Origin of the sequence: Pseudomonas sp. UBA7500 (assembly GCF_002478435.1) — a bacterium.
Classification (GTDB): Bacteria; Pseudomonadota; Gammaproteobacteria; order Pseudomonadales; family Pseudomonadaceae; genus Aquipseudomonas; species Aquipseudomonas palmensis.
Genome location: NZ_DLNW01000028.1, coordinates 248,336 through 272,375, shown reverse-complemented (window position 1 = coordinate 272,375; position 24,040 = coordinate 248,336). Strand labels below are relative to the sequence as shown.

Below are 24,040 nucleotides of genomic sequence, written 5' to 3'. Positions count from 1 at the left end.
TTTTCTACCTGTTCAGACGGGTGCAGTGGGCTGCTCATGTTTGAATCGACGCCACAGGGGTGGCAGGTCCTCCGGCAACGGCCGGTAGACACCGATCTCAGACCAGGCGCCCGGGCCATGGAAATCGCTGCCGGCGCTGGCCAGCAGACCGAACTCACGGGCCAGGATCGACATCGTGCCCACCTGTTCGGCGGGCATCATCCCGTTCACCACTTCCAGCGCCTGGCCACCTGCTTGAATATAGTCGGCAATCAGGCGTCGACGCTTGCTGCGGGTTAATTCGTAGTGCATCGGGTGGGCAAGGCTGACCCATGCGTGGGACTGGCGCAGGGTCTGCACGGTGTCTTCCAGGCTTGGCCAGTGCAGCTTCACATCCCCCAGCTTGCCGGCGCCCAGCCACTTGCGAAAGGCTTCGCCGCGGTCCTTGACGTGGCCGGCACGCACCAGGTACTCGGCAAAGTGCGGACGGGCCGGCGCATTGCCGCTGTCGCCCAGCTCCTGCTGGATGGCACGGGCGCCGTCCAGCGCGCCGGGCATGCCCTTGAGCGCCAGCCGCCGGTCGATTTCCTCGGAGCGCAGCCAGCGTCCACGGTGCAGCGACTCGACGGCGCGCTGCAGCGGTTCGGCATCGAGCGGGAAGTTGTAGCCCAGGATGTGAATCGTTGCCCCGCCCCAGGTGCAGGACAGCTCGACCCCGCTGACCCACTGCATGTCCAGCGCCTGGGTGGCAGCCTGGGCTTCGAGCTGGCCTTCGAGGGTGTCGTGGTCGGTCAGCGAAAGCATCCGCACGCCGTGTTCGTGGGCGCGAGCGACCAGCGCCGTGGGCGACAGGGCGCCATCGGAAGCGGTGCTGTGGCAGTGCAGATCAACATTCATAGGTGGCGCATACGCTCTCATTGATGTTTGTTATTATGCCGTCACATCCTGCTTCTGGCTGCCACTGTGAAACAATTCATCGATTTCATCCCGTTGTTCCTGTTTTTCATCGTCTACAAGCTCGACCCGCGCACGGTCGACGTTGCCGGCCAGTCGTTCGAGCTGGGCGGCATCTACAGCGCCACGGCGGTGCTGATCATCAGTTCGCTGGTGGTGTATGGCGCATTGCTGATCCGCCAGCGCAAGCTGGAGAAGGGCCAGTGGCTGACCCTGGTGGCATGCCTGGTATTTGGCGGCCTGACCCTGGCCTTCCACAGCGAGACCTTCCTCAAGTGGAAGGCCCCGGCTGTGAACTGGCTGTTCGCCACCGCTTTTGCGGGCAGTCACTTCATTGGTGACCGTGTATTGATCAAGCGCATCATGGGCCATGCGCTGACCTTGCCCGAGCCGGTGTGGACGCGCCTGAACCTGGCGTGGATCGCGTTCTTCCTGTTCTGCGGCGCGGCCAACCTGTTCGTTGCCTTCACCTTCCAGGACATCTGGGTGGACTTCAAGGTATTCGGCAGCCTGGGCATGACCGTACTGTTCCTGGTGGGCCAGGGTGTCTACCTGTCCCGTCACCTGCACGACAGCGACCCTACTACCCCCAAGACCGAGGACTGACATGCTCTACGCCATCATCGCCACAGACGTTGCCGATTCGCTGCAAGCCCGCCTGGCTGCACGCCCGGCGCACCTTGAGCGCCTGCAGCAGCTCAAGGCCGAAGGCCGCATCGTACTGGCCGGCCCGCACCCGGCGATCGACAGCAACGACCCTGGCGCGGCCGGGTTCAGTGGCAGCCTGATCGTCGCCGAGTTCGACTCGCTCGAGGCTGCCAAGGCCTGGGCAGATGCGGATCCTTACATTGCGGCGGGTGTATATGCCGAAGTGCTGGTGAAGCCATTCAAGCAGGTCCTGCCGTAACCTGATCGGCGCGACGAGCCCATCGTCGCGCCGGTTCGCCTCACCTTCTGCGCACCTTCGCACACACTCGCTGCTCCCCTTCCTGGCTTTGCCCACTACAGCGGGCCTGTAGTGCTACGCCTTAAAATCCACTCGAATGTTCATCATTCTCGTCCACCTGCCGACAACCTACGCAACACCCGATTGGAATCAAGGAGTTCCGATGCGTCAAGGTCCGTTGTCCATGCTGCTGTGCCTGTTGCTGCTGACCCCGCTCGCCAAGGCCGCCGAAGCCTCCGCCAGCACCCCTTTGTCGTTGAGTGCGGGTAGCCAGATCTCCGAGCTGCAGCAACGCCTCAAGGAAAGTGAGCGCCAGCACGAAGCGCTCAAGCAGCAGCTGAAAAATGCCGAGAACGAGCGCGAAAGCGCCCAGTTGACCCGCCTGCGCCAGGAGAACCAGCGCCTGAAGCAGCAGCTCGAGCAACACCAGGCCAACCCGCTGCCCAAGCTGCTCACCGATCAGCAGCAATGGTTCGTGATTGGTGCCGGAGTTGCCCTGTTGGCCGTGCTCTGCGGTATCTTTGCCAGTGGCAGCCACAGACGGCGCCGGCAATGGTTGAATTGAGTGAGACATGAGCGAGCTGCTACTGATTGATGATGACCAGGAACTGTGCGAGCTGCTGAGCAGCTGGCTGACCCAGGAAGGCTTTCAGGTGCGTGCCTGCCATGATGGCCAGAGCGCCCGCAAGGCCCTGGCCGAGCACGCCCCGGCAGCGGTGGTGCTGGATGTGATGTTGCCCGACGGCAGCGGCCTGGAACTGCTCAAGCAATTGCGCAGCGACCACGCCGAACTGCCAGTGCTGATGCTGTCTGCTCGCGGCGAGCCGCTGGACCGTATCCTGGGCCTGGAACTGGGCGCCGACGACTACCTGGCCAAGCCCTGCGACCCCCGCGAGCTCACCGCGCGGCTGCGCGCCGTGCTGCGCCGCAGCCACCCGGCCGCCACACCCACCCAGATGGAAGTGGGCGACCTGCGCTTCAGCCCCGCCCGTGGCGTGGTCGACATCGACGAACGCGAGCTGACCCTGACCCTTTCCGAAAGCCGCATTCTCGAAGCCCTGCTGGGCCAGCCGGGTGAGCCGCTGGACAAACAGGAACTGGCGCAGCTCGCCCTGGGCCGCAAGCTGACCCTGTACGACCGTAGCCTGGACATGCACGTCAGCAACCTGCGCAAGAAGATCGGCCCGCATCCCGATGGCAGGCCGCGCATCGTCGCCCTGCGCAGCCGCGGCTATTACTACAGCCTGTAGGCGCCAGCCTTGCTGGCGAAGGGGCGCACGCCAACGCCCCACCGTGTAAACACCCTCGCCCACCGTCTTTACCCAAGCTTTACCCTTGCCTGACCGCCGCTGACCTTGATCTCCCTAGACTGGGCACATCCGGTAACGACCGGCCTCAACAAGGAGAGTCACCATGCGCAAGACCCTTATCGCCCTGATGTTCGCTGCCGCCCTGCCAACCGTAGCCATGGCCATGCCCGATGGCGGCCCCCGTCACGGCGCCGAGCACCAACGCGGTGGAGCGCCTTTCGCCCAGCTGGACCTGACCCGCGAGCAGCGCCAGCAGATCCGTCAACTGATGGGCGAGCAGATGAAGAGCCGCCACGAAATCACCCAGCGCTACCTGGCCAAGCTGCCGGCAGCCGACCAGAAGGCACTCAAGGACGAACTCAAGGCAAGCCACGACAAGGTCGACACCCAGATCCGCGGCATGCTCAAGCCAGAGCAGCAGAAGCAGTTCGATGAAATGAAGAAGAAGCAGGCAGAGCGCAAGGCCGAGTGGGCCGAGTTCAAAGCCTGGAAAGCTGAAAAAGCCAGCAAGGCCCAGTAAGCTGTCCACACCCCGCCCGACCTGCCCCCGCAGGTCGGGCTTCTTTCGTTTGAGGTAATGCCCTTGCGTTCACTGTTCTGGCGCATCCTGGCCAGTTTCTGGCTGGCCATCACCCTGGTTGCCGGGCTGTCGATCCTGCTCGGCCACATGCTCAATCAGGACGCCTGGATCCTCAGCCGCCACCCGGGGCTCAATACCCTGGCCATGAACTGGTCGGCGCGCTACGAACAGCAAGGGCCCGAGGCCGCGCAGCGTTATCTGGAGCTGCGCAAGCGACGCTACAACATCGACGTGCAGGTGCTCAACGAAAGCGGCGAGGCCGTGGTGCCAGGCACGTTCCCGCGCCGCGCAGCAGCCTTCGAGGCGCGCCGGCACAACGGCGAGCCGCTGCCCTGGCGACGCCTCACCGAGGAGTACACCAGCCCTGGCACGGGCGACACCTACCTGCTGATCTACCGCATCCCTCACCCCGAACTCGACGCCTGGCACCGCGACAGCCTGCTGTGGCCGCTGAGTGCATTGGGCATTGCCCTGGTGGTACTGACCCTGTTCAGCCTGCTGGTGACCCTGTCGATCACCCGCCCCCTCAGTCGCCTGCGTGGCGCGGTACATGACCTGGGGCAGACCACCTACCAGCAGAACAGCCTGGCACGCCTGGCCAACCGGCGCGACGAGTTCGGTGTGCTGGCCAATGACTTCAACCGCATGGGCGCGCGCCTGCAGAGCCTGATTGCCAGCCAGCGCCAACTGCTGCGTGACGTGTCCCATGAACTGCGCTCACCCCTGGCACGCCTGCGGATCGCCCTGGCCCTGGCCGAGCGGGCAGAGCCTGCACAGCAGCAGGCCTACTGGCCGCGCCTGACCCGCGAGTGCGACCGCCTCGAGGCGTTGATCAGCGAAATCCTGGTGTTGGCGCGGGTGGATGCCGAAAGCGCCAGCGCAGAACCGGTCGACCTCAATGCGCTGCTGGCCAGCGTGCGCAAGGATGCTCAGCTCGCAGCGCCGGAACAGGACATCCAGCTGCACGACACGCCTGGGCTGAGCCTGCAGGGCTGGCCGACACTGATCGAACGTGCGCTGGACAACCTGCTGCGCAATGCCGTGCGCTTCAATCCGCCGGGGCAACCGATCGAGATGAGTGCACAGCGTGAAGGCGAGCGTATCGTGCTGACGGTGCGCGACCACGGGCCGGGGGTGGCCGACGAGCACCTGGCGCAGTTGGGCGAGCCGTTTTTCCGCGCCCCGGGGCAGACCACGGCCGGGCATGGCCTGGGCCTTGCGATCGCGCGCAAGGCGGCGGAACGTCATGGTGGCAGCCTGGTGCTGGGCAACCATGCGCAGGGCGGGTTCGTGGCGACGCTGGAGTTGCCGGTGGCGGGGCCGGCTAGCGCCTGAATAAAGACGGGTGTTGGCTTCTTCGCTGGCAAACCGGCCCCCACAGGCTTGTCACCGTCCTCAGGGGCAGCTGCGTACCTGTGGGAGCTGGCTTTGCCAGCGAAAGGGCCATCTGATGCCTGTATAGCTTAGCGGGGCTGCTCCCAGGCGCTGACAAACGCCTCGACAGACACCACCGGCGCCGTACGCGGCGGGTTAAGCGGCGTGCCCACATACAGGAAGCCGATCAGCTCTTCGGTATCCGCCAACCCGAGGCCCTTGGCCACCTGCGGGCTGTAGGACAGCTCGCCGGTACGCCACACCGCGCCGATCCCCTGGGCATATGCCGCCAGCAGAATGGCATGCGCCGCACACGCGGCCGCCAGCCGCTGCTCGGACTTGGGCACCTTGACGTGATCCTGCACGTTCGCGATCACCACAATCAGCAACGGCGCCCGCAGCGGCATGGCATGGGCCTTTTCCAGCGCTGCCTCGGTGGCTTCGCCCTGCGCCTGCACCGCCTCGGCCAGCAGCGCCCCCAATTGCTCGCGGGCCGCGCCTTCGATGGTCAGGAACCGCCAGGGCCGCAATTGGCCATGGTCCGGCGCACGCGAGGCCGCCCGAAACAGCAACTCGCGCTGCGCAGCATCAGGTGCCGGCTCTACCAGGCGAGGAACGGAAACACGGTTGAGCAATGCGTCGAGAGCCTCCATCGGCTACCCCCTGTCGAGAAATGTGCGGCTATTCTACCGTTTACTTAAAGAGGCCCATAGGTAGAATGGCGCCCCTCCGTTTCAACCCAGAGCAGATCACATGGCGTTGCCGACCTTAAGGATCATCGGTTTCATTATCGGCATCTTCCTGATTACCCTGGCGATCAGCATGACCGTGCCCATGGCCACCCTGGTCATCTACGAGCGCACCGGCGACCTGCCGTCGTTTCTGTGGGCCAGCCTGATCACCTTCATTGCCGGCCTGGCCCTGGTCATACCCGGGCGCCCCGAGCACGTGCACCTGCGTCCGCGCGACATGTACCTGCTCACCGTGAGCAGCTGGCTGGTGGTGTGCATCTTCGCCGCCCTGCCGTTCCTGCTGACCCAGCACATCAGCTACACCGATGCCTTCTTCGAGAGCATGTCGGGCATCACCGCCACCGGCGCCACCGTGCTCAGTGGCCTGGACAGCATGTCGCCGGGCATCCTGATATGGCGCTCGCTGCTGCACTGGCTGGGCGGCATCGGCTTCATCGGCATGGCGGTGGCGATCCTGCCGCTGCTGCGCATTGGCGGCATGCGCCTGTTCCAGACCGAGTCCTCGGACCGCTCCGAAAAGGTCATGCCCCGCTCGCACATGGTCGCCAAGTCGATCGTGGCGGTGTACGTGGGCATCACCACCATCGGCGGGCTGGGGTTCTGGCTGGCCGGCATGAGCCCGTTCGATGCCATCAACCACGCCATGTCGGCGATTTCCACCGGCGGTTTCTCCACCTCCGACCAGTCGCTGGCCAAGTGGGACCAGCCGGCCGTGCACTGGGTGGCGGTGGTGGTGATGATCCTGGGCAGTGTGCCGTTCACCCTCTACGTGGCCACGATGCGTGGCAATCGCAAGGCACTGATCAAGGACCAGCAGGTACAGGGCCTGCTCGGCCTGCTGGTGGCCACCTGGGTGGTGCTGGGTACCTGGTACTGGGCCACCACCAGCCTGCCGTGGTTCGATGCCTTGCGCCACGTGGCGCTGAACGTGACGTCGGTGGTCACCACCACCGGCTTCGCCCTGGGCGACTACAGCCTGTGGGGCAACTTTTCGCTGATGCTGTTCTTCTACCTGGGTTTCATCGGCGGCTGTTCGGGCTCGACCGCGGGCGGGATCAAGATCTTCCGCTTCCAGGTGGCCTACATCCTGCTCAAGGCCAGCCTCAACCAGCTTATTCACCCGCGCGCGGTGATCAAGCAGAAATACAACGGTCACCGCCTCGACGAAGAGATCGTGCGATCGATCCTGACCTTCTCGTTCTTCTTCGCCATCACCATCTGCATCATCGCGCTGCTGCTTTCGCTGCTGGGCGTGGACTGGATGACTGCCCTGACCGGCGCGGCCAGCACCGTATCCGGCGTGGGCCCGGGCCTGGGCGAAACCATCGGCCCGGCGGGCAACTTCGCCACCCTGCCCGACGCCGCCAAGTGGATCCTGGCCGGCGGCATGCTGCTGGGCCGCCTGGAGATCATTACGGTGCTGGTTCTGTGCATGCCGGCGTTCTGGCGGCACTGACGCCCTGGGCCGACGCCTCGGGGCCGGCACTGCGCGCCAGCTCCATACGGGTGCGGTATTCCCCGGGGGTGAGGTCGAACCAGCGCCGGAAGGCCCGGAAGAAGTTGCTCGGGTCGGCAAAACCCAGCAGGTAGGCAGCCTCCAGCAATGTCATATTCGGCTGCGCAAGGTACTGCTCGGCAAGTTCGCGACGGGTATCGTCGAGCAGGGTCTGAAAGCTGGTGCCCTCCTCCTGCAGGCGCCGCTGCAGCGTGCGCTGCGACAGGTGCAGGGCCTGGGCGACCATTTCGCGCTTGGGTTCGCCCTGGGGCAGCATGCGGCACAGCACCTGACGTGCACGGTGGGTCACCCGGCTTTCGGAAAAACGCGCCAGGTACTCGCCGGCAAAACGGTCGTGCAGAATCGCCATGGCCTCGTTGGCCGTGGGCAACGGCGCCTCCATGTCGGCGCGCTCGAACACCAGCGCATCGTGGGGCGCACCAAACACCAGCGGGGCACGAAACGCCTGCTTGTAGGGTTCTATATCCTGAGGCTGCGGGCCTTGTACCAGCACGCGGCGCAGCTGGATGGTGCGTCCGCTCAACCAGCAGCACAGCGCCAGGGCGCAGGCCAGCGAGGCCTCGGCACTGTGCCGGGTGGGCGGCAGGTGATCGCCATGCACGGTCAGCACCAGCGAGTAGCCTTCCGGCCCCAGGCGAAAGCTCAGGTCGGAACTCTCCGCGATAATGCGCTGGTAACGCACCAGGCGCTCGAACCCCTCGGCCAGGGTGCGGCTGGACATCAAGGCATAGCCGACCACGTGAAACGATGCCGGGCGCACCACCCGCGCCATGTTCAGGCCGATGGCACGGTTGCCCGACAACTCTTCGGCCAGTTGCCACAAGCGGGTCATGGAGTCCTGGGTGAAACGTGCGTCGGGGTCGTCCAGCGCGGCGAAGTCCAGGCCGAGCTGCTTGAACAGCGCAGGGCAATCGAGCCCTTCGAATTCAAGTGCCTTGACGATCCCCGAGGCCCAGCTTGCTGACGTGGTTCTTTCGCTCATGGCTGGCTTCTTTTGGGTAAGACCGCTCCTGCGGTGAACGCAAAGGATACTAAAGTGGCGCTTATTGTCACTGACTGATACTGCGACACAATTCTAGACTCGGTTCAGGCTCCACGCCGTGCATGTTTCGCCACCTTCGACCGATACGGGAGCGACGCAGTGAACAGCCCCCCACGCTTCAACAGCTTTGCCGAGTTCTATCCGTATTATCTGGGTGAGCATAGCAATCCTGTCTGCCGCCGCCTGCACTTCGTCGGCACCAGCCTGGTGATCGCCCTGCTGGCCTACGCCCTGGCCAGTGCCAACGGCTGGCTGCTGCTGGCGGTCCCGGTGGCCGGCTACGGCTTTGCCTGGGCAGGCCACTTCTTTTTCGAGAAGAACCGCCCCGCCACCTTCACCTACCCCTTCTACAGCCTGCTGGGCGATTTTGTCCTGTACCGCGACATGCTGCGCGGCAAGGTGCAGTTCTGAGCATCGCCCGCCCCCTGCGCGTGGCCTAGAGGCTGGGCTCACCCACCGCCCGGGCCTGGCGCAGGGCCTCCCGGGCCTGGGCGTCGGCCAGGCGGTACAACTCGATCGTGCCGTCCCAGTGCTCGATCAAGGCAGTGCACGACTCCACCCAGTCGCCGCAATTGAGGTAGTCCACCTCCCCCACCTTGCGGATTTCTGCGTGGTGGATGTGCCCGCACACCACCCCGTGAAACCCTCGCTTGACGCATTCGCGTGCAATCGCCTCCTCGAAGTCGCTGATAAAGCTCACCGCCGTCTTGACCTTGTGCTTGAGGTAGGCCGACAGCGACCAGTAGCCATAGCCATACCGCGCGCGCCAGTGGTTGAGCCAGCGGTTGAGGGTGAGGGTCAGTTCATAGGCCCAGTCACCCAGGAAGGCCAGCCAGCGGTGATAACGGGTTATCACGTCGAACTGGTCGCCATGGATCACCAGTAGCCGCCTGCCGTCGACGGTGAGGTGCTCGGCCTGGTCCACCAGCTGGATATTGCCCAGCACCAGCTTGGAGTAGCGACGCAGGAACTCGTCGTGGTTGCCGGTCACATAGATCACCTCGGTGCCGCGCTTGCTCATGGTCAGCAGGCGCCGGATCACGTTGGTATGGGCCTGGGGCCAGTACATGCCACCCCGCAGCTTCCAGCCGTCGATGATGTCGCCCACCAGGTAGATGCGATCGGCCTGGTAGCCCTTGAGAAACTGCGACAGATGCTCGGCCTGGCAGTCGCGGGTGCCAAGGTGCACGTCCGAGATCCACAGCGTGCGCACGCGCTGCTTGCGCGAAGGTTTGCCAAGCTCGGCATGGGTCATGGGCAGGCTCCGGGAGAGTTTGTGCGAGCTTGCCTGTGGGCAGTGAATCGACCATGACCGTTGTGCGGCAGTCCTGTGACAGGCCGTCGGGGCATGTACACTGCGTGGCCTGTGCTCCCGATCCAAGGCAACCGCCCGCCATGACCCCTCGTACTGCCCTGGGCGCCCTGCATGCAGGCGCGCTGTTGTTCGGCCTGACCGGCGTGTTCGGCAAGCTGGCCAGTGCCGGCCCGTCGGTCATCGTGTTCGGCCGTGCGGCCTTCGCCGTGCTGGCCCTGGCCATCTTCGTCGGCGTTGCCCGACAACACTGGCAACCCCTGAAGGCACGGGACTGGCGCGGACTGACATTGGCCGGGATGTTGCTGGCCGGCCATTGGGTCAGCTTCTTCGTCGCGGTCAAGGTGGCCGGCGTGGCCATCGCGACCCTGGGCTTTGCCAGCTTCCCGGCGTTCACGGTCATTCTCGAAGGGCTGTTGTTCCGTGAGCGCATCCGTCGCAACGAAGCCTTGCTGGTAGTGCTGGTGAGCATCGGCCTGGTGCTGGTGACGCCCGACTTCGACCTCGCCAGCCAGGCCACCAGCGGGCTGCTGTGGGCGTTGTTCTCGGGGTTGCTGTTCGCCCTGCTGTCACTGCTCAACCGTGCAGGCTCGCGGCACATTCCGGCGGTACAGGCGGCGCTGTGCCAGAACGCCGTGGTGGCACTGTGTCTGCTGCCGGTGGCGGGCCCGCTGCTGCCTTCGGTGAGCGCGCTGGACTGGCTGTGGCTGGGGCTGCTGGGGGTGTTCTGCACCGGCGTGGCACACAGCCTGTTCGTGGCCAGCCTGGCGGTGATCAAGGCCCGTACCGCCGCCGTGGTGTTTGCCATGGAGCCGGTCTACGGCATCGCCATGGCCTGGGTGATCTTCGCCGAGCAGCCCACCTTGCGCATGCTGATGGGCGGGGTGCTGATCATTCTGGCCATCGTGATTTCAAGCCGTCTGGCCGCCGGCGCACCACACACCGCACCCGCCACCTCCGGCGGCTGAGTCAGGCGCGGTCGTTGTGGCCCAGGTCGCGCTGCGGGTCGATCTGGTCGCGGACCCGCTGCTTGAGCACCTTGGCCTCGGGGAAACCGCCATCGGCCTTGCGTTCCCAGATCTGCACGCCATCGCAGGTGATGCGAAAGTTGCCGCCCGTGGCCGGTTCCAGGGCCACCCGGGCCAGGTCGTCACTGAAGGTGCTCAGCAGTTCCTGGGCCAGCCAGGCGGCGCGCAGCAGCCATTGGCACTGCGTGCAATAGGTGATGACAATTTCGGGTTTGGATACGGACATGGGGTAACGGTCTCCTGATAGGTGGTCGCGCTTATACTAGCCACCTTTAGCCTTTGCTCCGAGAGCCGCGATGCGTCGTCTGCTGTTGTGCCTGTTGCTGTCCCTTACCTCCCTTGCCCTCTGCGCCGCCGAGGCCGCCCGGCCCAAGGTCGGCCTGGTGCTGTCCGGCGGCGCGGCGCGCGGCCTGGCCCACATCGGTGTGCTCAAGGCGCTGGAAGAACAGGGGGTGAAGATCGACGCCATCGCCGGCACCAGCATGGGCGCGGTGATCGGCGGGTTGTACGCCTCGGGCTACAAGATCGACGAGCTGGAGAAGCTGGCCCTGGCCATCGACTGGCAGCAGGCGTTGTCCGATGCACCGCCGCGCAAGGACATCCCCTTCAGGCGCAAGCAGGACGACCGCGACTTCCTGGTCAAACAGCGCCTGAGCTTTCGCGACGACGGCAGCCTGGGCCTGCCGTTGGGGGTGATCCAGGGGCAGAACCTCGCGCTGCTGCTCGAAAGCCTGCTGGCCCACGCCAGTGACACCCGTGACTTCGACAAGCTGCCGATCCCGTTCCGCGCAGTGGCCACCGATATCGCCAGCGGCGAGAAAGTGGTGTTTCGCAAGGGCCACCTGCCCCAGGTGATCCGCGCCAGCATGTCGATCCCGGCGGTGTTCGCCCCGGTCGAGCTGGACGGCCGCCTGCTGGTCGACGGCGGCATGGTCGATAACATCCCGCTGGATATCGTGCGTGAGATGGGTGTGGACATGGCGATCGTCGTCGATATCGGCACGCCGCTGCGCAATCGCAAGCAGTTGGCCACGGTGGTCGATGTGCTCAACCAGTCGATCACCCTGATGACCCGGCGCAACTCCGAAGAGCAACTGGCCTCGCTGCACCGCGACGACATCCTGGTACAGCCGCCGCTGTCGAGCTTTGGCGTCACCGACTTCGGCCGGGCCCAGGACATGATCGACGCCGGCTACCGCGCCACCCGCCTGCTCGACCCGCGCCTGGCCAGCCTGCGCCGGGTCAACGACACGGCGGTGCAACTGGCCGAGGCGCGCTCGGCCGGGCAACGCACCCCGGTGATCACCGCCATCAAGGTCGAGAACGACTCCAAGGTCAGTGACGACGTGATCCGCTACTACATTCGCCAGCCCATCGGCGAACCGCTGGAGCTCGACCGCCTGCGCACCGACATGGGCACCCTGTACGGCCTGGACTACTTCGACCGGGTGCAGTACCGCGTGGTGCACAAGGGCGACGAGAACACCCTGGTGATCAACGCCCGGGGCCGACGTGGCGGCACCGACTATCTGCGGCTGGGGCTGAACCTGTCCGATGACCTGCGTGGCGACAGCGCCTTCAACCTGGGCGCCAGCTACCGCGTCAACGGCATCAACCGCCTGGGCGCCGAGTGGCTCACCCGAGCCCAGATCGGCGACAAGCAGGAGCTCTACAGCGAGTTCTACCAGCCGCTGGATACCGGGTCGCGCTACTTCGTGGCGCCCTACCTGGACATCGGCTCGCAGAACATCGAGGCCACCCTGGACAACGACCCCATCGCCGAGTACCGCCTCGAACGCTATGGCTTCGGGCTCAACCTGGGCCGCCAGATCGGCAACAACGGCGAAGTGCGCCTGGGGGTGGGCCAGGCCTGGGGGCAGGCCGAGGTACGCATCGGCGAACAGGGCCTGCCCAAGGTGAACTTCAACGAAGGCTTCTATGACCTCAAGTATTCGTTCGACACCCTGGACAATGTCTACTTCCCCCACAGCGGCGAAGACGTCAGCCTGACCCTGCGCCAGTTCGAGCCGGGCCTGGGCTCCGACCAGCGCTATCGCCAATGGGACATGAAACTGGACAAGGCCCTGAGCAGCGGGCCGAACACCTGGGTATTCGGCGGTCGCTATGCGCGGACTCTGGATGATGCCGAGGTGGTCACCTCGAGCTTCGTGATGGGCGGCGCCCGGCAGCTGTCGGGCTTTCGCCAGGACTCGGTGTCAGGCCAGAACCTGAGCCTGATGCGCATGGTCTACTACCGGCGCCTGACCCCGCGCTCCTACCTGCCGCTGGACTTCCCGCTGTATCTGGGCGGCTCGCTGGAACGCGGCCGCGCCTGGAACAACGACAACGAGTTCGACAGCGGCTACATCAACGCCGCGAGCATCTTCCTGGGCTTCGAAACGCCGCTGGGGCCGCTGAACTTCAGCTACGGCATGAACACCGAGAACCAGAAGGCGTTCTACCTCAACCTGGGGCAGACCTTCTAGGACTTCTCCAGGTTGCCCAGGATGCGCGCGTGCACCCGCATGCACACGCGCAGCTCTTCTTCGTCGATGCCTTCGAACAGCTCGACGCGCAAGGCGTTGGCAATGGTCTCGATCTGGTCGATCAACGGCTTGGCGGGCGGGCACAACACGATCTTCTTGGCGCGCCGGTCCTCCAGCACGGCCTGGCGCTTGACCAGGCCCTGGGCCTCGAGGCTGTCGAGCAGACGGGCCAGGGTCGGCCCTTCAACCCCCACGCTCTGCGCCAGTTCACGCTGGGTGGGGGCCTCGTCGAAGCGCGCCAGGTGCAGCAGCACCAGCCAGCGCGCCTGCGACAGGTTGAGCCCGGCCAGGCGGCGGTCCAGCTCGGCGCGCCAACCCCGGGACATATGGGCCAACTGCATCCCGAAACGGTGGTGATCGGTCAACGGCATAGGAAACTCATCATCAGAACTAATTAATAGGCAGCTAATCATGCCCTTGGGCCTTAGGCAAGGCTCATGCCGTCGGCAGGCGCTGCATAATCGTCATAAATGATGACAAACAACCTTTCTACATCTCGAACTCGGCCGCCAGTGCGGCGCGCACGCAATACAGCACGCCCTCAGGCACGCGTCCGCCAAACTGCTCGATGATCGCCGACACCGGCGGCAACTCGCCTTCGCCGTCGAGGAGCGCGTCCTGGATCTCGCCCATCAGGTCCTCGGGCAGGTCCAGCGCCTGTTCCAGTGACAGCTGTTGGCGACCGATGGCCTCGGCCAGCAGGCTGTAAACGTTCTTTTCACTGCATTGCAGCTGGCCGGCGATCTGCAGCGGAGTCATGCCCGCGCGGGCCAGGCTGATCAGCTCGTGGCGCAGGTCGGCGACCGGGGCCGGGGCCTCTGCAGCGCCGCCCAGCACCTCGAGGAAGGCCTGGCCGTAGCGCTCCAGCTTGCGTGCCCCCACGCCACTGACCTGGGCCATCTCGCTGAGGCTGCCGGGCTGACTGCGCAGCATCTCCAGCAGGGTCGAGTCGGGGAAGATGACATACGGCGGCACGCCATGCTCCTCGGCCAGCTTGCGCCGCAGGGCGCGCAAGGCGTCCCACTGTTCGCGTTCCTCGCCGCGCACCAGCTGGCTGGCCGGGCTGCCCGAGCTGCTGCTCTTGCTGCTGGTCTGCGGCTTGAGGTCGCGGCGCAGCTCAAGGGTGACTTCGCCACGCAGCAAGGGCCGGCACGTATCGGACAGGCGCAGCCCGCCATAGCCTTCCAGGTCGATATCGGCCAGGCCACGCGCCACCAGCTGGCGGAACAGCGAACGCCACTCGCCTTCTGCGCGAGCCTTGCCCACGCCATACACGGCAAGCTTCTCGTGCCCGAAGCTGCGGATCTTCTCGTTGTCCTTGCCCAGCAGCACGTCCACCAGATGGCCCACGCCGTAGCGCTGGCCAGTACGGTAGATGGCCGACAGCGCCTGGCGCGCAGGCTCGGTGGCGTCCCAGGTCTGCACGCCGTCGACGCAGTTGTCGCAGTGCCCGCAGGGCTGGGGAAGTTCTTCATCGAAATAGTTGAGCAGGGTCTGGCGACGGCAGCGGGTCTCTTCGCACAGTGCCAGCATGGCATCGAGCTTGTGCTGCTCGACCCGTTTGTGACGCTCGTCACCTTCGGAGTTCTGCAGCATCTGCTTGAGCATCACCATGTCCTGCAGGCCGTAGGCCATCCAGGCATCGGCGGGCAGGCCGTCACGGCCGGCGCGACCGGTTTCCTGGTAGTAGGCTTCCAGCGACTTGGGCAGGTCCAGGTGGGCCACGAAACGCACGTTGGGCTTGTCGATGCCCATGCCGAAGGCGATGGTCGCGACCATGATCAGGCCTTCCTCGTTGAGGAAGCGGCGCTGATTGCTGGCGCGGGTCTCGGCAGGCAGGCCGGCGTGATAGGGCAGCGCCGGGAACCCCTGCTCGCACAAAAACGCGGCCACATCGTCGACCTTCTTGCGCGACAGGCAATAGACGATGCCGGCGTTGCCGCGCCGCTCGTTGAGGAACGCCAGCAACTGTTTGCGCGGCTGTTCCTTGGGCACGATGCGATAGAAGATGTTCGGCCGGTCGAAACTCGACAGAAAGCGCTCGGCGTTCTGCAGGTGCAGGCGGGTGACGATCTCTTCGCGGGTACGCATGTCCGCGGTGGCGGTCAGGGCAATGCGCGGCACGTTGGGGAAGAGTTCGGCCAGTTGCCCCAGTTGCAGGTATTCAGGGCGGAAGTCATGGCCCCATTGCGACACGCAGTGCGCCTCGTCGATGGCGAACAGCGCGATGTCCAGGCTGCGCAGAAAATCCAGCATGCGTGGCTGCACCAGGCGTTCCGGGGCCAGGTACAGCATCTTGAGCTCGCCGCGACGAATGCGCATGGCCAGTTCGCGCTGCTGGTCGGCGCTCATCGTGGAGTTCAGCGAAGCCGCGGCGACACCCAGCTCGTCGAGGGTCGCCACCTGGTCGTCCATCAGCGCGATCAGCGGCGACACCACCACTGCCAGGCCTTCGCGCAGCAGCCCCGGAACCTGGAAGCACAGCGACTTGCCGCCGCCGGTGGGCATCAGTACCAGCGCATCGCCGCCTTTGGCCACGCATTCGATGATCGCCCCCTGGCGCCCGCGAAAGCTGTCGTAGCCGAAGATGTCCTTGAGGACGCGCTGAGCCTGTTCGAGCATAAAAACTCCATAAATCGCAGAACCATCCTGGCCACAGGCTGGATGAAAAGCTTCCCCGCCACACCTGAAATTGCGTAAGCGGCTTTTGCCGGGGCCGCATGCTGGCGTGACCGGGCGCAAAAGCCGGGCATTATACCGGACACGGCGCCCGTGCAGGGGGCTCTGCGATAGGCGTCATCCTTTGCCTCGCAGGCGCCGCAAGATGCTAGAATTCCAGCATCGTTTATTCCCAAGGTAGCCCTGTAATGTCCTTCGCTGAGCAATTAACCCGCCTGCAAGCCTTCCTCGACGCTGACGAGCTGCACGAAGAAGCGCTGGACTACGTTGCCGCACACGGCTACCTGACCGCGCTGTCGATCTGCTCCGAAGCCGTTCCCGAGCGTGAATGGATCGACGCCCTGTTCGCCGAGCCGCCGCACTACAAGGACGAGGCCCAGCGCGAAGAAATCGAAAGCACACTGATCAAGCTCAAGGATCACATCGCCCGCCAACTGGCCAGCGATGAGGAGTTCGAGCTGCCGTGCGACCTGGACCTTGGCGACGAGCCGGACGACTCCGAGCTGCGCGGCTGGTGCATCGGCTTCATGGAAGGGGTGTTCCTGCGTGAAGCGGCCTGGTTCGAAAGCGCCGAGGAAGAGGTCAGCGAAATGCTGCTGCCGATCATGGTCGGTTCCGGCCTGTTCGACGAAGAGGCCGAGTTCGCCGACATCGCCAGCGACGCCAACCTGATGGACGACATGATCGTGCAGATCCCCGAGGCGCTGACGGCCTTGTACCTGCTGTGCCATGCCCCGGACGAGAAACCTGCGCTGCTCAAGCCTCGCCACCACTGAGTCTGCATCCATGCGCTACCTGCTGCTGGCCATCGGCTGGCTCAGCGTCGCGCTGGGGGTGATCGGCATCTTCCTCCCGGTGCTGCCGACCACCCCTTTTCTGTTATTGGCGGCAGCCTGCTTTGCGCGCAGCTCGCCCCGCTTTCACGCATGGCTGGTCAATCACCCGCGGCTTGGGCCGTGGATTCGCGACTACCTGGGCGGTGAGGGCATTCCGCTCAAGGCCAAGGTATACGCCATCGGGCTGATGTGGCTAAGCATAGGTTTTTCGTGCTACCTGGTGCCCTTGCCGTGGGCACGCGGGTTCATGCTCACCAGTGCGGTACTGGTGACCGTGTACATCGCGCGGCAGAAGACCTTGCGCAAGCGTACCTAGGCGCAACCACGCGCCCACCCCATCGCGGGCCAAGCCCGCTCCCACAGCTACTTCATTGCTCTTGTGGGAGCGGGCTTGGCCCGCGATGGCAGCGGCAGGTCAGCTGCGCCATCTACGCCTCATGTCACACCGTATCCACCTTCAACGAATGATCATTGAGCATCCCGTTGATCACCGTGGCTGTATCCGCCCCCGCCGAGATGACCCCACCCGCGCCCGCCGTCACCCCATAGTGATGGGCAAGGTCCACGCCAGCCAGTTCGATGGTCTGGGTCGGCGCCGCGCCGGCCACCGCACTCACCTGGATGGTCGATATCACGCCGTTGCCCGTGCCCGTCACCGTGAAGTGCAGGTAATCGTCCAGCGACGCCGACGTCGCGTTCTCGCCCTGCAGCAATTGCGAGAGGTCCAGCCGATCGGTACCCGGGGTAAAGTCGGTCACCTTGTCGTGGCCAGTATTGCCCTGTTGCCACAGGAAGGTATCGCTGCCCGCGCCACCGGTCAGGGTATTGTTGCCCGGCCCGCCGATCAGCAGATCGTCACCGCCGCCCCCGATCAGGATGTCGTTGCCCAGGCCGCCGATCAGCGTGTTGGCGTTGTCGTCGCCGGTCAGCTTGTCGTCGTGGTCGGAACCGATCAGGTTCTCGATCGACACCAGCTTGTCGAGCCCGGCGCCGATCGTGTTCTGCTCACCGGTCAGCGCCAGGCTCACCGTCACCCCAGCGCTCGCCCCGGCGTAGCTGGCGGTGTCGTTGCCAGCGCCACCGTCGAGCAGATCGTTGCCGTTGCCGCCGATCAACAGGTCGTTGCCCTCCCCCCCGTAGAGCTTGTCGTTGCCATCGCCGCCAATCAGCACGTCGTTGCCTGCACCGCCATTGAGAACGTCATCACCGCTCCCGGCCAGCAGCACGTCGTCGTGGCTGGTGCCTTCCAGGGTACTGCCGGCCTGGTAGGTGATGTCCACCGCCCCCGTGGCGCTGCCGCCATGGCCGTCGCTGACGGTATAGGTGCCGTTGTAGGTGGGCGTGTAGTCATGCGCCCCGGCGTAGTTGATCGACATGTTCAGCTGGTAGCTTTCTGCGCCCTTGCCGCCGTCGTCATTGACCTGGTTGACCAGATGGATGCTGTACACCCCATCATGGCTGGCGGTGAAACTGCCGCCATCGGCGATGGTGTGGTAGGTGCCGCCCTCATCCTTCCACTGCATCAGCAAGTTGCGATCAGCGGTGCGGTTGTGGTCCAGGGTCAGGGTTTCGCCCTCGCGCAGGCTTACCTTGATCACGTCTTCGTCATTGCCATTGGCAGCACTCACCGCCCCCAGGTAGCCACTGACCACCAGCGCCGCGGTCATCGACCCGGCTGCGCCGGTAAAGGCACTGCGCGCCAGAACCCGCTCCTGATTGGCCAGCGTGTCGTCCTGGCCGGTGAAGGTGATGACCGTCTTGCCGTTGCCGGCCGTGAAATCCGCCCCCTTGGTCCAGCCGGTGTTGAAGGTGATCGGCGCCGCACTCAGGCGATCGTGGTTGGCGTCGCTATCGTTGGCCAGCAAGGCGGCGGCCGGGACGCTGATGCTCGGCGCAAGGATATTGGTGATGACATGATCGGCACCGGCCACCGGCGCAGCATTGGTGTTGACGTTGATCACCAGGTTGGCACCGCTCAGGTCGCCGTCGTTGTCGCTGGCCACGAAGCGGATGGTCTCCACCTGATTGCTGCCGCTGTCCTTGGGCGGCGTATAGGTGAACTGGCCGTTGTCCATGTCCACCACCAGCGTCCCGCCCAGCGCGGTCTTGACCGTGATGCTGTGGCTGTTCGCGTCGAAGGTGCCGCGGTCTGCACCGCCACTGGCTGCATAACTGGGCTGGTTGGCGTTGCCTTTGGGGTCGAAGGTGTAGGTGGTGCCGTCGATCAACAGAGACTTGATGAAGCCACCATCGGCACCGAAGTCGCCACCGCTCATCAGGCTGCCGGTGATCGGCGCGCCTTGCACGGTGCCCGACAGCACGTTGTCCAGTTGCGCCAGGTCGGTGACCACCACCGAGTTGGTATTGGTGTGGGTACTGCCGTCATAGGCAGCCGGGTTGAGATTGCCGGTGTTGACGCCGCTGCCCAGCCCGATCGCATACGACTTGATGCCGTTGTCGCCCAGGAAGTTCTCCCAGTTGCCGGTGCGCGTTTCGGTCAGGGCATGCCCCGAGGTCGGCGCACCGTCCGAGAAGAAGTAGCTGACGCTCTGCGCCCCCTCCAGCTTGCCCGGCGTCTGGTAGGCCGTCTGCGCCACGTTGACTGCCGAGTCGTAATAGGTCGAGCCACCCGGGGTCAGGTCCTTGATCAGGGCCTTGGCCTCGGCCACCGTCACCCACACGTCGGTGCGATCACTGGCACCGGTGGAGAACGTGACGACCTGCACCTTCACATCGCCCATGTCGTCGTACTTGTCCAGCAGTGCGCCGATGGCCTCCTTGGCCAGCTCCAGGCGCGACAGGCCGCGCACCCCGGAATTGTCGGCCATGCTGCCGGACACATCGATGATCAGCATGACGTTGGTGTCCACCTGCCCCGGCGTGGTCGAGCGCACGGCGTCAGCCGTTGTGGGCACGTCATCGACGATATTGATCACGATGTTGCTGGTGGTCGAATTGCCGGCCGCATCGGTGGCCTTGTAGACGAAGGTCTCGCTGGTGACCACGTTGGGGCCGTCGTTGAGCCCGCCTGCGGTTTTGGGTGCGGACGTGAGGGTGTACTTGAAGCTGCCGTCGGCGTTGAGCTGAATCTGCCCATAGGCGCCCGTGCTGCTGCCCACCAGCGTATAGGTGATCGCGCCGCTGGCTCCGCTGACCGAGCCCACCAGGCTGCCGGTCGCGGTTTCACCCGCTGAGCCGGGGTCGCTGCCGGTCACGGTGCCGGGGGCGAGGTCGTTCGGGTCCTGGCTAAGTTCCAGGGCCTTCTCGTACACCGTGACCTCGTTGTTGGGGCAGGCGACGATCTTGCTGTCGGTGACATTGATGGTGATGGTGGTGGTGCTTTCGTCGCCGTCCGCGTCACGAATGGTGTAGGTGAAGGTGTCCTGGGCACCGTCCTGCGTCACCGCATTGGGGTTGGCCTTGTACTCGGCCTCGCCGTTGGCATGCAGGATGAGGGTGCCATAGGTGCCGGCGATGCCCACGCCCAGCGAGCCGATGGCCGAGGTCGAGGTGTCGGCGCCGAACCGCACGCCCACCACCGCCCCGCCCTGGGCCGGGCCGTCTGCCCCCAATGTGTCGTTATCCAGCACATTGCCGGTGACCGTACCGCCCTCCACCACCGTGGTGCTGTCGGACTCCGCCCTTGGCACGTCATCCACGATCTTGATCACGATGGTGCTGGTGACGCTGTTGCCCAGTTGGTCGGTCGCCTTGTAGGTAAAGGTCTCGGACGTGACGATATTCGCCCCGTCGTCGCCGTTGCCGATGTGCGGCGCCGAGGTCAGGGTGTACTTGTAGCTGCCGTCGGCATTGAGCTGAATCTGCCCATAGGCACCTGTAGTGCTACCCACCAGCGTGTAGGTGAGCGCGCCGGAACCGCCCGTGACCGAGCCGACCAAGGTGCCGATACCCGTCTCGCCAGGCGAGGTAGGGTTGCTGCCCACCACCGTGCCCGGGGCCAGGTCCTGCGGGTCCTGGGTCAGGTCCAGCGCTTTTTCGTAGACTTTCACCTCGGTATCGGCGCAGGCCACCAGCTTGCTGTCGGTGACATTGATGGTGATGGTCGTGGTGCTTTCGTCACCGTCCGCATCGCGGATGGTGTAGGTGAATACATCCTTGGCGCCGGTTGGCGCTACCGAGTTGGGGTCGGCCTTGTAGATCGCATCGCCATTGGCGTTCAGGATCAACGTGCCGTAGGTACCGGCAATGCTCACGCCCAGCGAGCCAATGGCCGAGGTCGAGGTGTCGGCGCCCGCCCGCACACCCACCACCGCACCACCCTGGGCTGCACCGTCTGCACCCAGGATGTCGTTGAGCAGCACGTTGCCGGTGACCGTTCCGCCTTCCATCACCGTGGCGCTGTCCGATTCGGCGATGGGCATGTCGTCGACGATATGGATCACGATGGTGCTGGTAACGCTGTTGCCCAGCGCATCGGTGGCCTTGTAGGTGAAGGTCTCGGTGCTCACGACGTTGGCGCCGTCGTTGCCGTTGCCGATGTGCGGCGCCGAGGTCAGGGTGTACTTGTAGCTGCCGTCGGCGTTGATCTGAATCTGCCCGTAGTTACCGATGGCGCTGCCTTCCAGGCTGTAGGTCAGGGCACCGGAGCCACCGCCCACCCGGCCTTGAAGGTTGCCGACCGAGGTTTCCGTGGCCCTGGTCGGCGCGCTGCCTTCTACCGTGCCAGGCGCCAGGTCCCAGGCGTCCTGCACCAGGTCCAGCCCGCGCTCGTACACCTTGATGTCATCGTCCGGGCAGGCGACGAGCTTGCTGTCGGTGACATTGATGGTGATGGTCGTGGTGCTTTCATCGCCGTCCGCGTCGCGGATGGTGTAGGTGAACACGTCCTTGGCGCCGGTTGGCGCTACCGAGCTGGGGTCGGCCTTGTAGATCGCCTCGCCATTGGCATTCAGGATCAACGTGCCGTAGGTGCCGGCGATGCTCACGCCCAGCGAGCCAATGGCCGAGGTCGAGGTATCGGAGCCTGCCCGTACACCCACCACCGCACCGCCCTGGGCTGCGCCGTCTGCACCCAGCGTGTCGTTGTCCAATACGTTGCCGGTGACCGTACCGCCCTCCACCACCGTGGTGCTGTCCGACTCTGCCCGTGGCACATCGTCCACGATCTTGATCACGATGGTGCTGGTGACGCTGTTGCCCAGCGCGTCGGTAGCCTTGTAGGTGAAGGTTTCGGAGGTGACCACATTGGCCCCGTCGTTGCCGCCGCCCACCTGCGGCGCGGACGTCAGGGTGTACTTGTAGCTGCCGTCGGCATTGATCTGGATCTGCCCGTAGGCGCCGGTGCTGCTGCCCACCAGCGTGAAGGTCAGCGCGCCGGAGCCACCACCGACCGAGCCGGCCAGCGTTCCGGTCGCGGTCTCGCCCGCCGAGCCCGGGTTGCTGCCCACCACTGTGCCCGGCGCAAGGTCTTGCGGGTCCTGGACCAGGTCCAGGGCCTTTTCATACACCGTGACGCTGTCCGGGCAGGCGACGAGCTTGCTGTCGGTGACGTTGATGGTGATGGTCGTGGTGCTTTCGTCACCGTCCGCATCGCGGATGGTGTAGGTGAACACATCGGTCGCGCCCGCTGGCGGCACGGCGTTGGGGTCGGCCTTGTACACCGCCTCGCCGTTGGCGTTGAGCACCAGCGTGCCGTAGGTACCCGCAATGTTCACGCCCAGCGAGCCGATGGCCGATGTCGAGGTATCGGAGCCGGCCCGCACACCGACCACCGTGTGCTCGACCGGCGGGCGATCGGCGCCCAGGCTGTCATTGTGCAGCACGTTGCCGGTGACGGTACCGCCTTCGACTACCGAGGCGCTGTCGGGCCTGGCCTGCGGCACGTCATCGACAATGTTCACGTCCAGGCTGCCGGTGGCCTTGCTGCCATCGCTGTCGATGGCCACCACGCTGAAGCTCTCACCGATGTTGTTGATGCCCTGGCCAGCGGGATGAGCTTCGTTGTCGAGCAAGGTGTAGCTGTAGCTCACCACGCCTGTGGCGGGGTTGTAGCCGGTGATGGTGAGGGTATTGCCCAGCCCCGTGGTGATCGATTGCGGAAAACCACTGACCACCCCGCCGATCACCACGTTGATGCCCCCGACGGTAAGCGTGTGCAGGCCATCGGGGGCATGCACGGTAAAGCTGCCGCTCTGGGTCAGCGCGCCATTATCGGGGCTTGAGCCATCGGCCAGGTTCTTCTCGTACACGGTCAGTTCACCGCCATTCACCTCCAGCCCGTCCAGTGTCACCGGGTGGTCGATGGGCGGCTCAACCGGCGGGATCACCGGCGGCACGAAACCGCCAGGGCCCTGGTCATCACCCCGCGCGCCAATCCAGGGTTCGGGAATCTCGGGGATGCTGTTGAAACCCGCCGTCGGAAAGCCGATCACCGGGTCCAGGTGCCCTCCCACCTCGGTGAGCTGCACGAACGAATGGCCGCCGCCCAATGCGCTTGGCGAACCGCCGTTGCCGGGGCCCGCCGCCGGAGCTTCGCCCTCCTGGCTGGGGTCGGCGCCCGCCGCAATGGCCTGCTGCAGTTTCTCCACATCGGTCAGTTGTGCCTGGCTGGGCGTCACCGTCTCGGGCGCGTTCACGTGCGAGGCATGGTTGGCCAGCAGGTCGGGAGACAGCTGCAGGCTGCTGTCACGGCCCAGGGTCAGCTCGGCACCGTTTTCCAGGTGCACCGCCACTGCCCCGGCCGCGCCGGTTTCCAGTTGTTCCCCGGCATAAAGGCGGTCGCCTTCCACCAGGGCACGTCGACCGCCATCGGCCGCTACCGCGAATACCTGGCCGACAACCTTGCTGACCACACCGATTAAATTAGCCATGAGCATGCCTCCATTGCCGAAGGTTTTCGCAAACACGTGCCGGGGTATCGCGAAACCTGGCGCGGGCAATGCCCGGCCGACTCGGAGAACAACCTTGCGACCGCACGCACCGATCTCAACGAAATCAATGCATTCGGCCTGCCCATGCTCCGGTTAAGCCACGCTGCGATCTGGCAATCGGCCATGAGCCAAAATTTTGTCGCCATATTTCGCCGCGTTGACCTCTCCTCCGCTCACTCCAAACCCAATGCTGCAAAAAACGAGGAACTTTATCGGACGCCCTGACAGGCCAACATCTGCGCCTGTTTTCGAGCTATCTGAAGAGAACAATGTCTTGCTTTGAGCACAGCGCATAA

Annotated in this window: 21 protein-coding genes; 13 read left to right on the top strand and 8 right to left on the bottom strand. The window is 65.0% G+C overall.

The features are described 5' to 3' along the window. Positions 1–12 precede the first annotated feature (12 nt). On the bottom strand, positions 13–876 hold the full coding sequence (locus B4I46_RS14445; RefSeq protein ID WP_043864110.1) for a PHP domain-containing protein: 864 nt from the start codon (positions 874–876) through the stop codon (positions 13–15). 66 nt (positions 877–942) lie between these two features. Between B4I46_RS14445 and B4I46_RS14440 the strand changes: the two genes are divergently transcribed. From B4I46_RS14440 to B4I46_RS14415, 6 genes are all read left to right on the top strand, one after another. Beyond that, positions 943–1,539 (top strand): septation protein A, encoded by a 597-nt coding sequence (locus B4I46_RS14440; RefSeq protein ID WP_043864111.1) that lies wholly within the window; start codon positions 943–945, stop codon positions 1,537–1,539. A gap of 1 nt (position 1,540) precedes the next feature. After that, positions 1,541–1,840, top strand: a complete 300-nt coding sequence (locus B4I46_RS14435; RefSeq protein ID WP_043864112.1) for a YciI family protein — start codon at positions 1,541–1,543, stop codon at positions 1,838–1,840. 202 nt (positions 1,841–2,042) lie between these two features. Next, a complete protein-coding gene (locus B4I46_RS14430) occupies positions 2,043–2,444 on the top strand; it encodes a translation initiation factor 2 (RefSeq protein WP_043864113.1) in 402 nt (133 codons plus the stop codon). Between the two features lie 7 nt (positions 2,445–2,451). Continuing rightward, complete coding sequence (locus B4I46_RS14425) at positions 2,452–3,129, top strand: response regulator transcription factor (RefSeq protein WP_043864114.1); 678 nt, start codon at positions 2,452–2,454, stop codon at positions 3,127–3,129. A gap of 163 nt (positions 3,130–3,292) precedes the next feature. Beyond that, entirely contained in the window at positions 3,293–3,709 is a 417-nt protein-coding gene (locus B4I46_RS14420) for a Spy/CpxP family protein refolding chaperone (protein ID WP_043864115.1), read from the top strand. Between the two features lie 57 nt (positions 3,710–3,766). Next, complete coding sequence (locus B4I46_RS14415; protein WP_043864116.1) at positions 3,767–5,104, top strand: sensor histidine kinase; 1,338 nt, start codon at positions 3,767–3,769, stop codon at positions 5,102–5,104. Between the two features lie 128 nt (positions 5,105–5,232). On the opposite strand, the gene B4I46_RS14410 is transcribed toward B4I46_RS14415, so the two are convergent. After that, positions 5,233–5,796, bottom strand: coding sequence for a nitroreductase family protein (locus B4I46_RS14410; RefSeq protein WP_043864117.1), 564 nt, complete (start codon positions 5,794–5,796; stop codon positions 5,233–5,235). Positions 5,797–5,896: 100 nt separating this feature from the next. Here B4I46_RS14410 and B4I46_RS14405 point away from each other — a divergent pair, with 100 nt between their 5' ends. Then, on the top strand, positions 5,897–7,351 hold the full coding sequence (locus B4I46_RS14405) for a TrkH family potassium uptake protein (RefSeq protein ID WP_043864118.1): 1,455 nt from the start codon (positions 5,897–5,899) through the stop codon (positions 7,349–7,351). Here B4I46_RS14405 and B4I46_RS14400 read toward each other — a convergent pair. Beyond that, positions 7,308–8,393: an AraC family transcriptional regulator gene (locus tag B4I46_RS14400; RefSeq protein WP_043864119.1), complete on the bottom strand. Its 1,086-nt coding sequence runs from the start codon at positions 8,391–8,393 to the stop codon at positions 7,308–7,310. The two genes, B4I46_RS14405 and B4I46_RS14400, sit on opposite strands and share 44 nt — an antisense overlap. A gap of 159 nt (positions 8,394–8,552) precedes the next feature. Between B4I46_RS14400 and B4I46_RS14395 the strand changes: the two genes are divergently transcribed. Next, positions 8,553–8,864: a DUF962 domain-containing protein gene (locus B4I46_RS14395; RefSeq protein ID WP_043864120.1), complete on the top strand. Its 312-nt coding sequence runs from the start codon at positions 8,553–8,555 to the stop codon at positions 8,862–8,864. Between the two features lie 25 nt (positions 8,865–8,889). Here B4I46_RS14395 and B4I46_RS14390 read toward each other — a convergent pair whose 3' ends face one another. Then, a complete protein-coding gene (locus B4I46_RS14390; protein ID WP_054916590.1) occupies positions 8,890–9,708 on the bottom strand; it encodes a UDP-2,3-diacylglucosamine diphosphatase in 819 nt (272 codons plus the stop codon). Between the two features lie 140 nt (positions 9,709–9,848). Here B4I46_RS14390 and B4I46_RS14385 point away from each other — a divergent pair, with 140 nt between their 5' ends. Further along, entirely contained in the window at positions 9,849–10,733 is an 885-nt protein-coding gene (locus B4I46_RS14385; protein WP_054916591.1) for a DMT family transporter, read from the top strand. 1 nt (position 10,734) lies between these two features. Here the strand turns inward: B4I46_RS14385 and B4I46_RS14380 are convergent, their stop codons facing one another. Further along, the gene (locus B4I46_RS14380; RefSeq protein ID WP_054916592.1) at positions 10,735–11,019 is read right to left on the bottom strand and encodes a SelT/SelW/SelH family protein; all 285 of its coding nucleotides are present in this window, start codon (positions 11,017–11,019) and stop codon (positions 10,735–10,737) included. 70 nt (positions 11,020–11,089) lie between these two features. Between B4I46_RS14380 and B4I46_RS14375 the strand changes: the two genes are divergently transcribed. Continuing rightward, a complete protein-coding gene (locus tag B4I46_RS14375) occupies positions 11,090–13,279 on the top strand; it encodes a patatin-like phospholipase family protein (protein WP_043864124.1) in 2,190 nt (729 codons plus the stop codon). Here the strand turns inward: B4I46_RS14375 and B4I46_RS14370 are convergent. Both B4I46_RS14370 and recQ read right to left on the bottom strand, forming a co-directional pair. After that, on the bottom strand, positions 13,276–13,710 hold the full coding sequence (locus tag B4I46_RS14370; protein ID WP_043864125.1) for a MarR family transcriptional regulator: 435 nt from the start codon (positions 13,708–13,710) through the stop codon (positions 13,276–13,278). The genes B4I46_RS14375 and B4I46_RS14370 overlap by 4 nt on opposite strands. Before the next feature lie 118 nt (positions 13,711–13,828). Further along, complete coding sequence (gene recQ / locus B4I46_RS14365) at positions 13,829–15,961, bottom strand: DNA helicase RecQ (RefSeq protein ID WP_275731257.1); 2,133 nt, start codon at positions 15,959–15,961, stop codon at positions 13,829–13,831. Positions 15,962–16,206: 245 nt separating this feature from the next. Here recQ and B4I46_RS14360 point away from each other — a divergent pair, with 245 nt between their 5' ends. After that, positions 16,207–16,794, top strand: a complete 588-nt coding sequence (locus B4I46_RS14360; protein ID WP_054916593.1) for a YecA family protein — start codon at positions 16,207–16,209, stop codon at positions 16,792–16,794. Further along, positions 16,748–17,170 (top strand): YbaN family protein, encoded by a 423-nt coding sequence (locus B4I46_RS14355; RefSeq protein ID WP_370409172.1) that lies wholly within the window; start codon positions 16,748–16,750, stop codon positions 17,168–17,170. Before B4I46_RS14360 ends, B4I46_RS14355 begins: the two co-directional genes overlap by 47 nt. Positions 17,171–17,294: 124 nt before the next feature. Here B4I46_RS14355 and B4I46_RS14350 read toward each other — a convergent pair whose 3' ends face one another. Further along, the gene (locus B4I46_RS14350) at positions 17,295–23,684 is read right to left on the bottom strand and encodes a retention module-containing protein (RefSeq protein WP_286900694.1); all 6,390 of its coding nucleotides are present in this window, start codon (positions 23,682–23,684) and stop codon (positions 17,295–17,297) included. Between the two features lie 36 nt (positions 23,685–23,720). Between B4I46_RS14350 and B4I46_RS14345 the strand changes: the two genes are divergently transcribed. Next, on the top strand, positions 23,721–23,969 hold the full coding sequence (locus B4I46_RS14345; RefSeq protein WP_153046109.1) for a hypothetical protein: 249 nt from the start codon (positions 23,721–23,723) through the stop codon (positions 23,967–23,969). Positions 23,970–24,040: the final 71 nt, after the last annotated feature.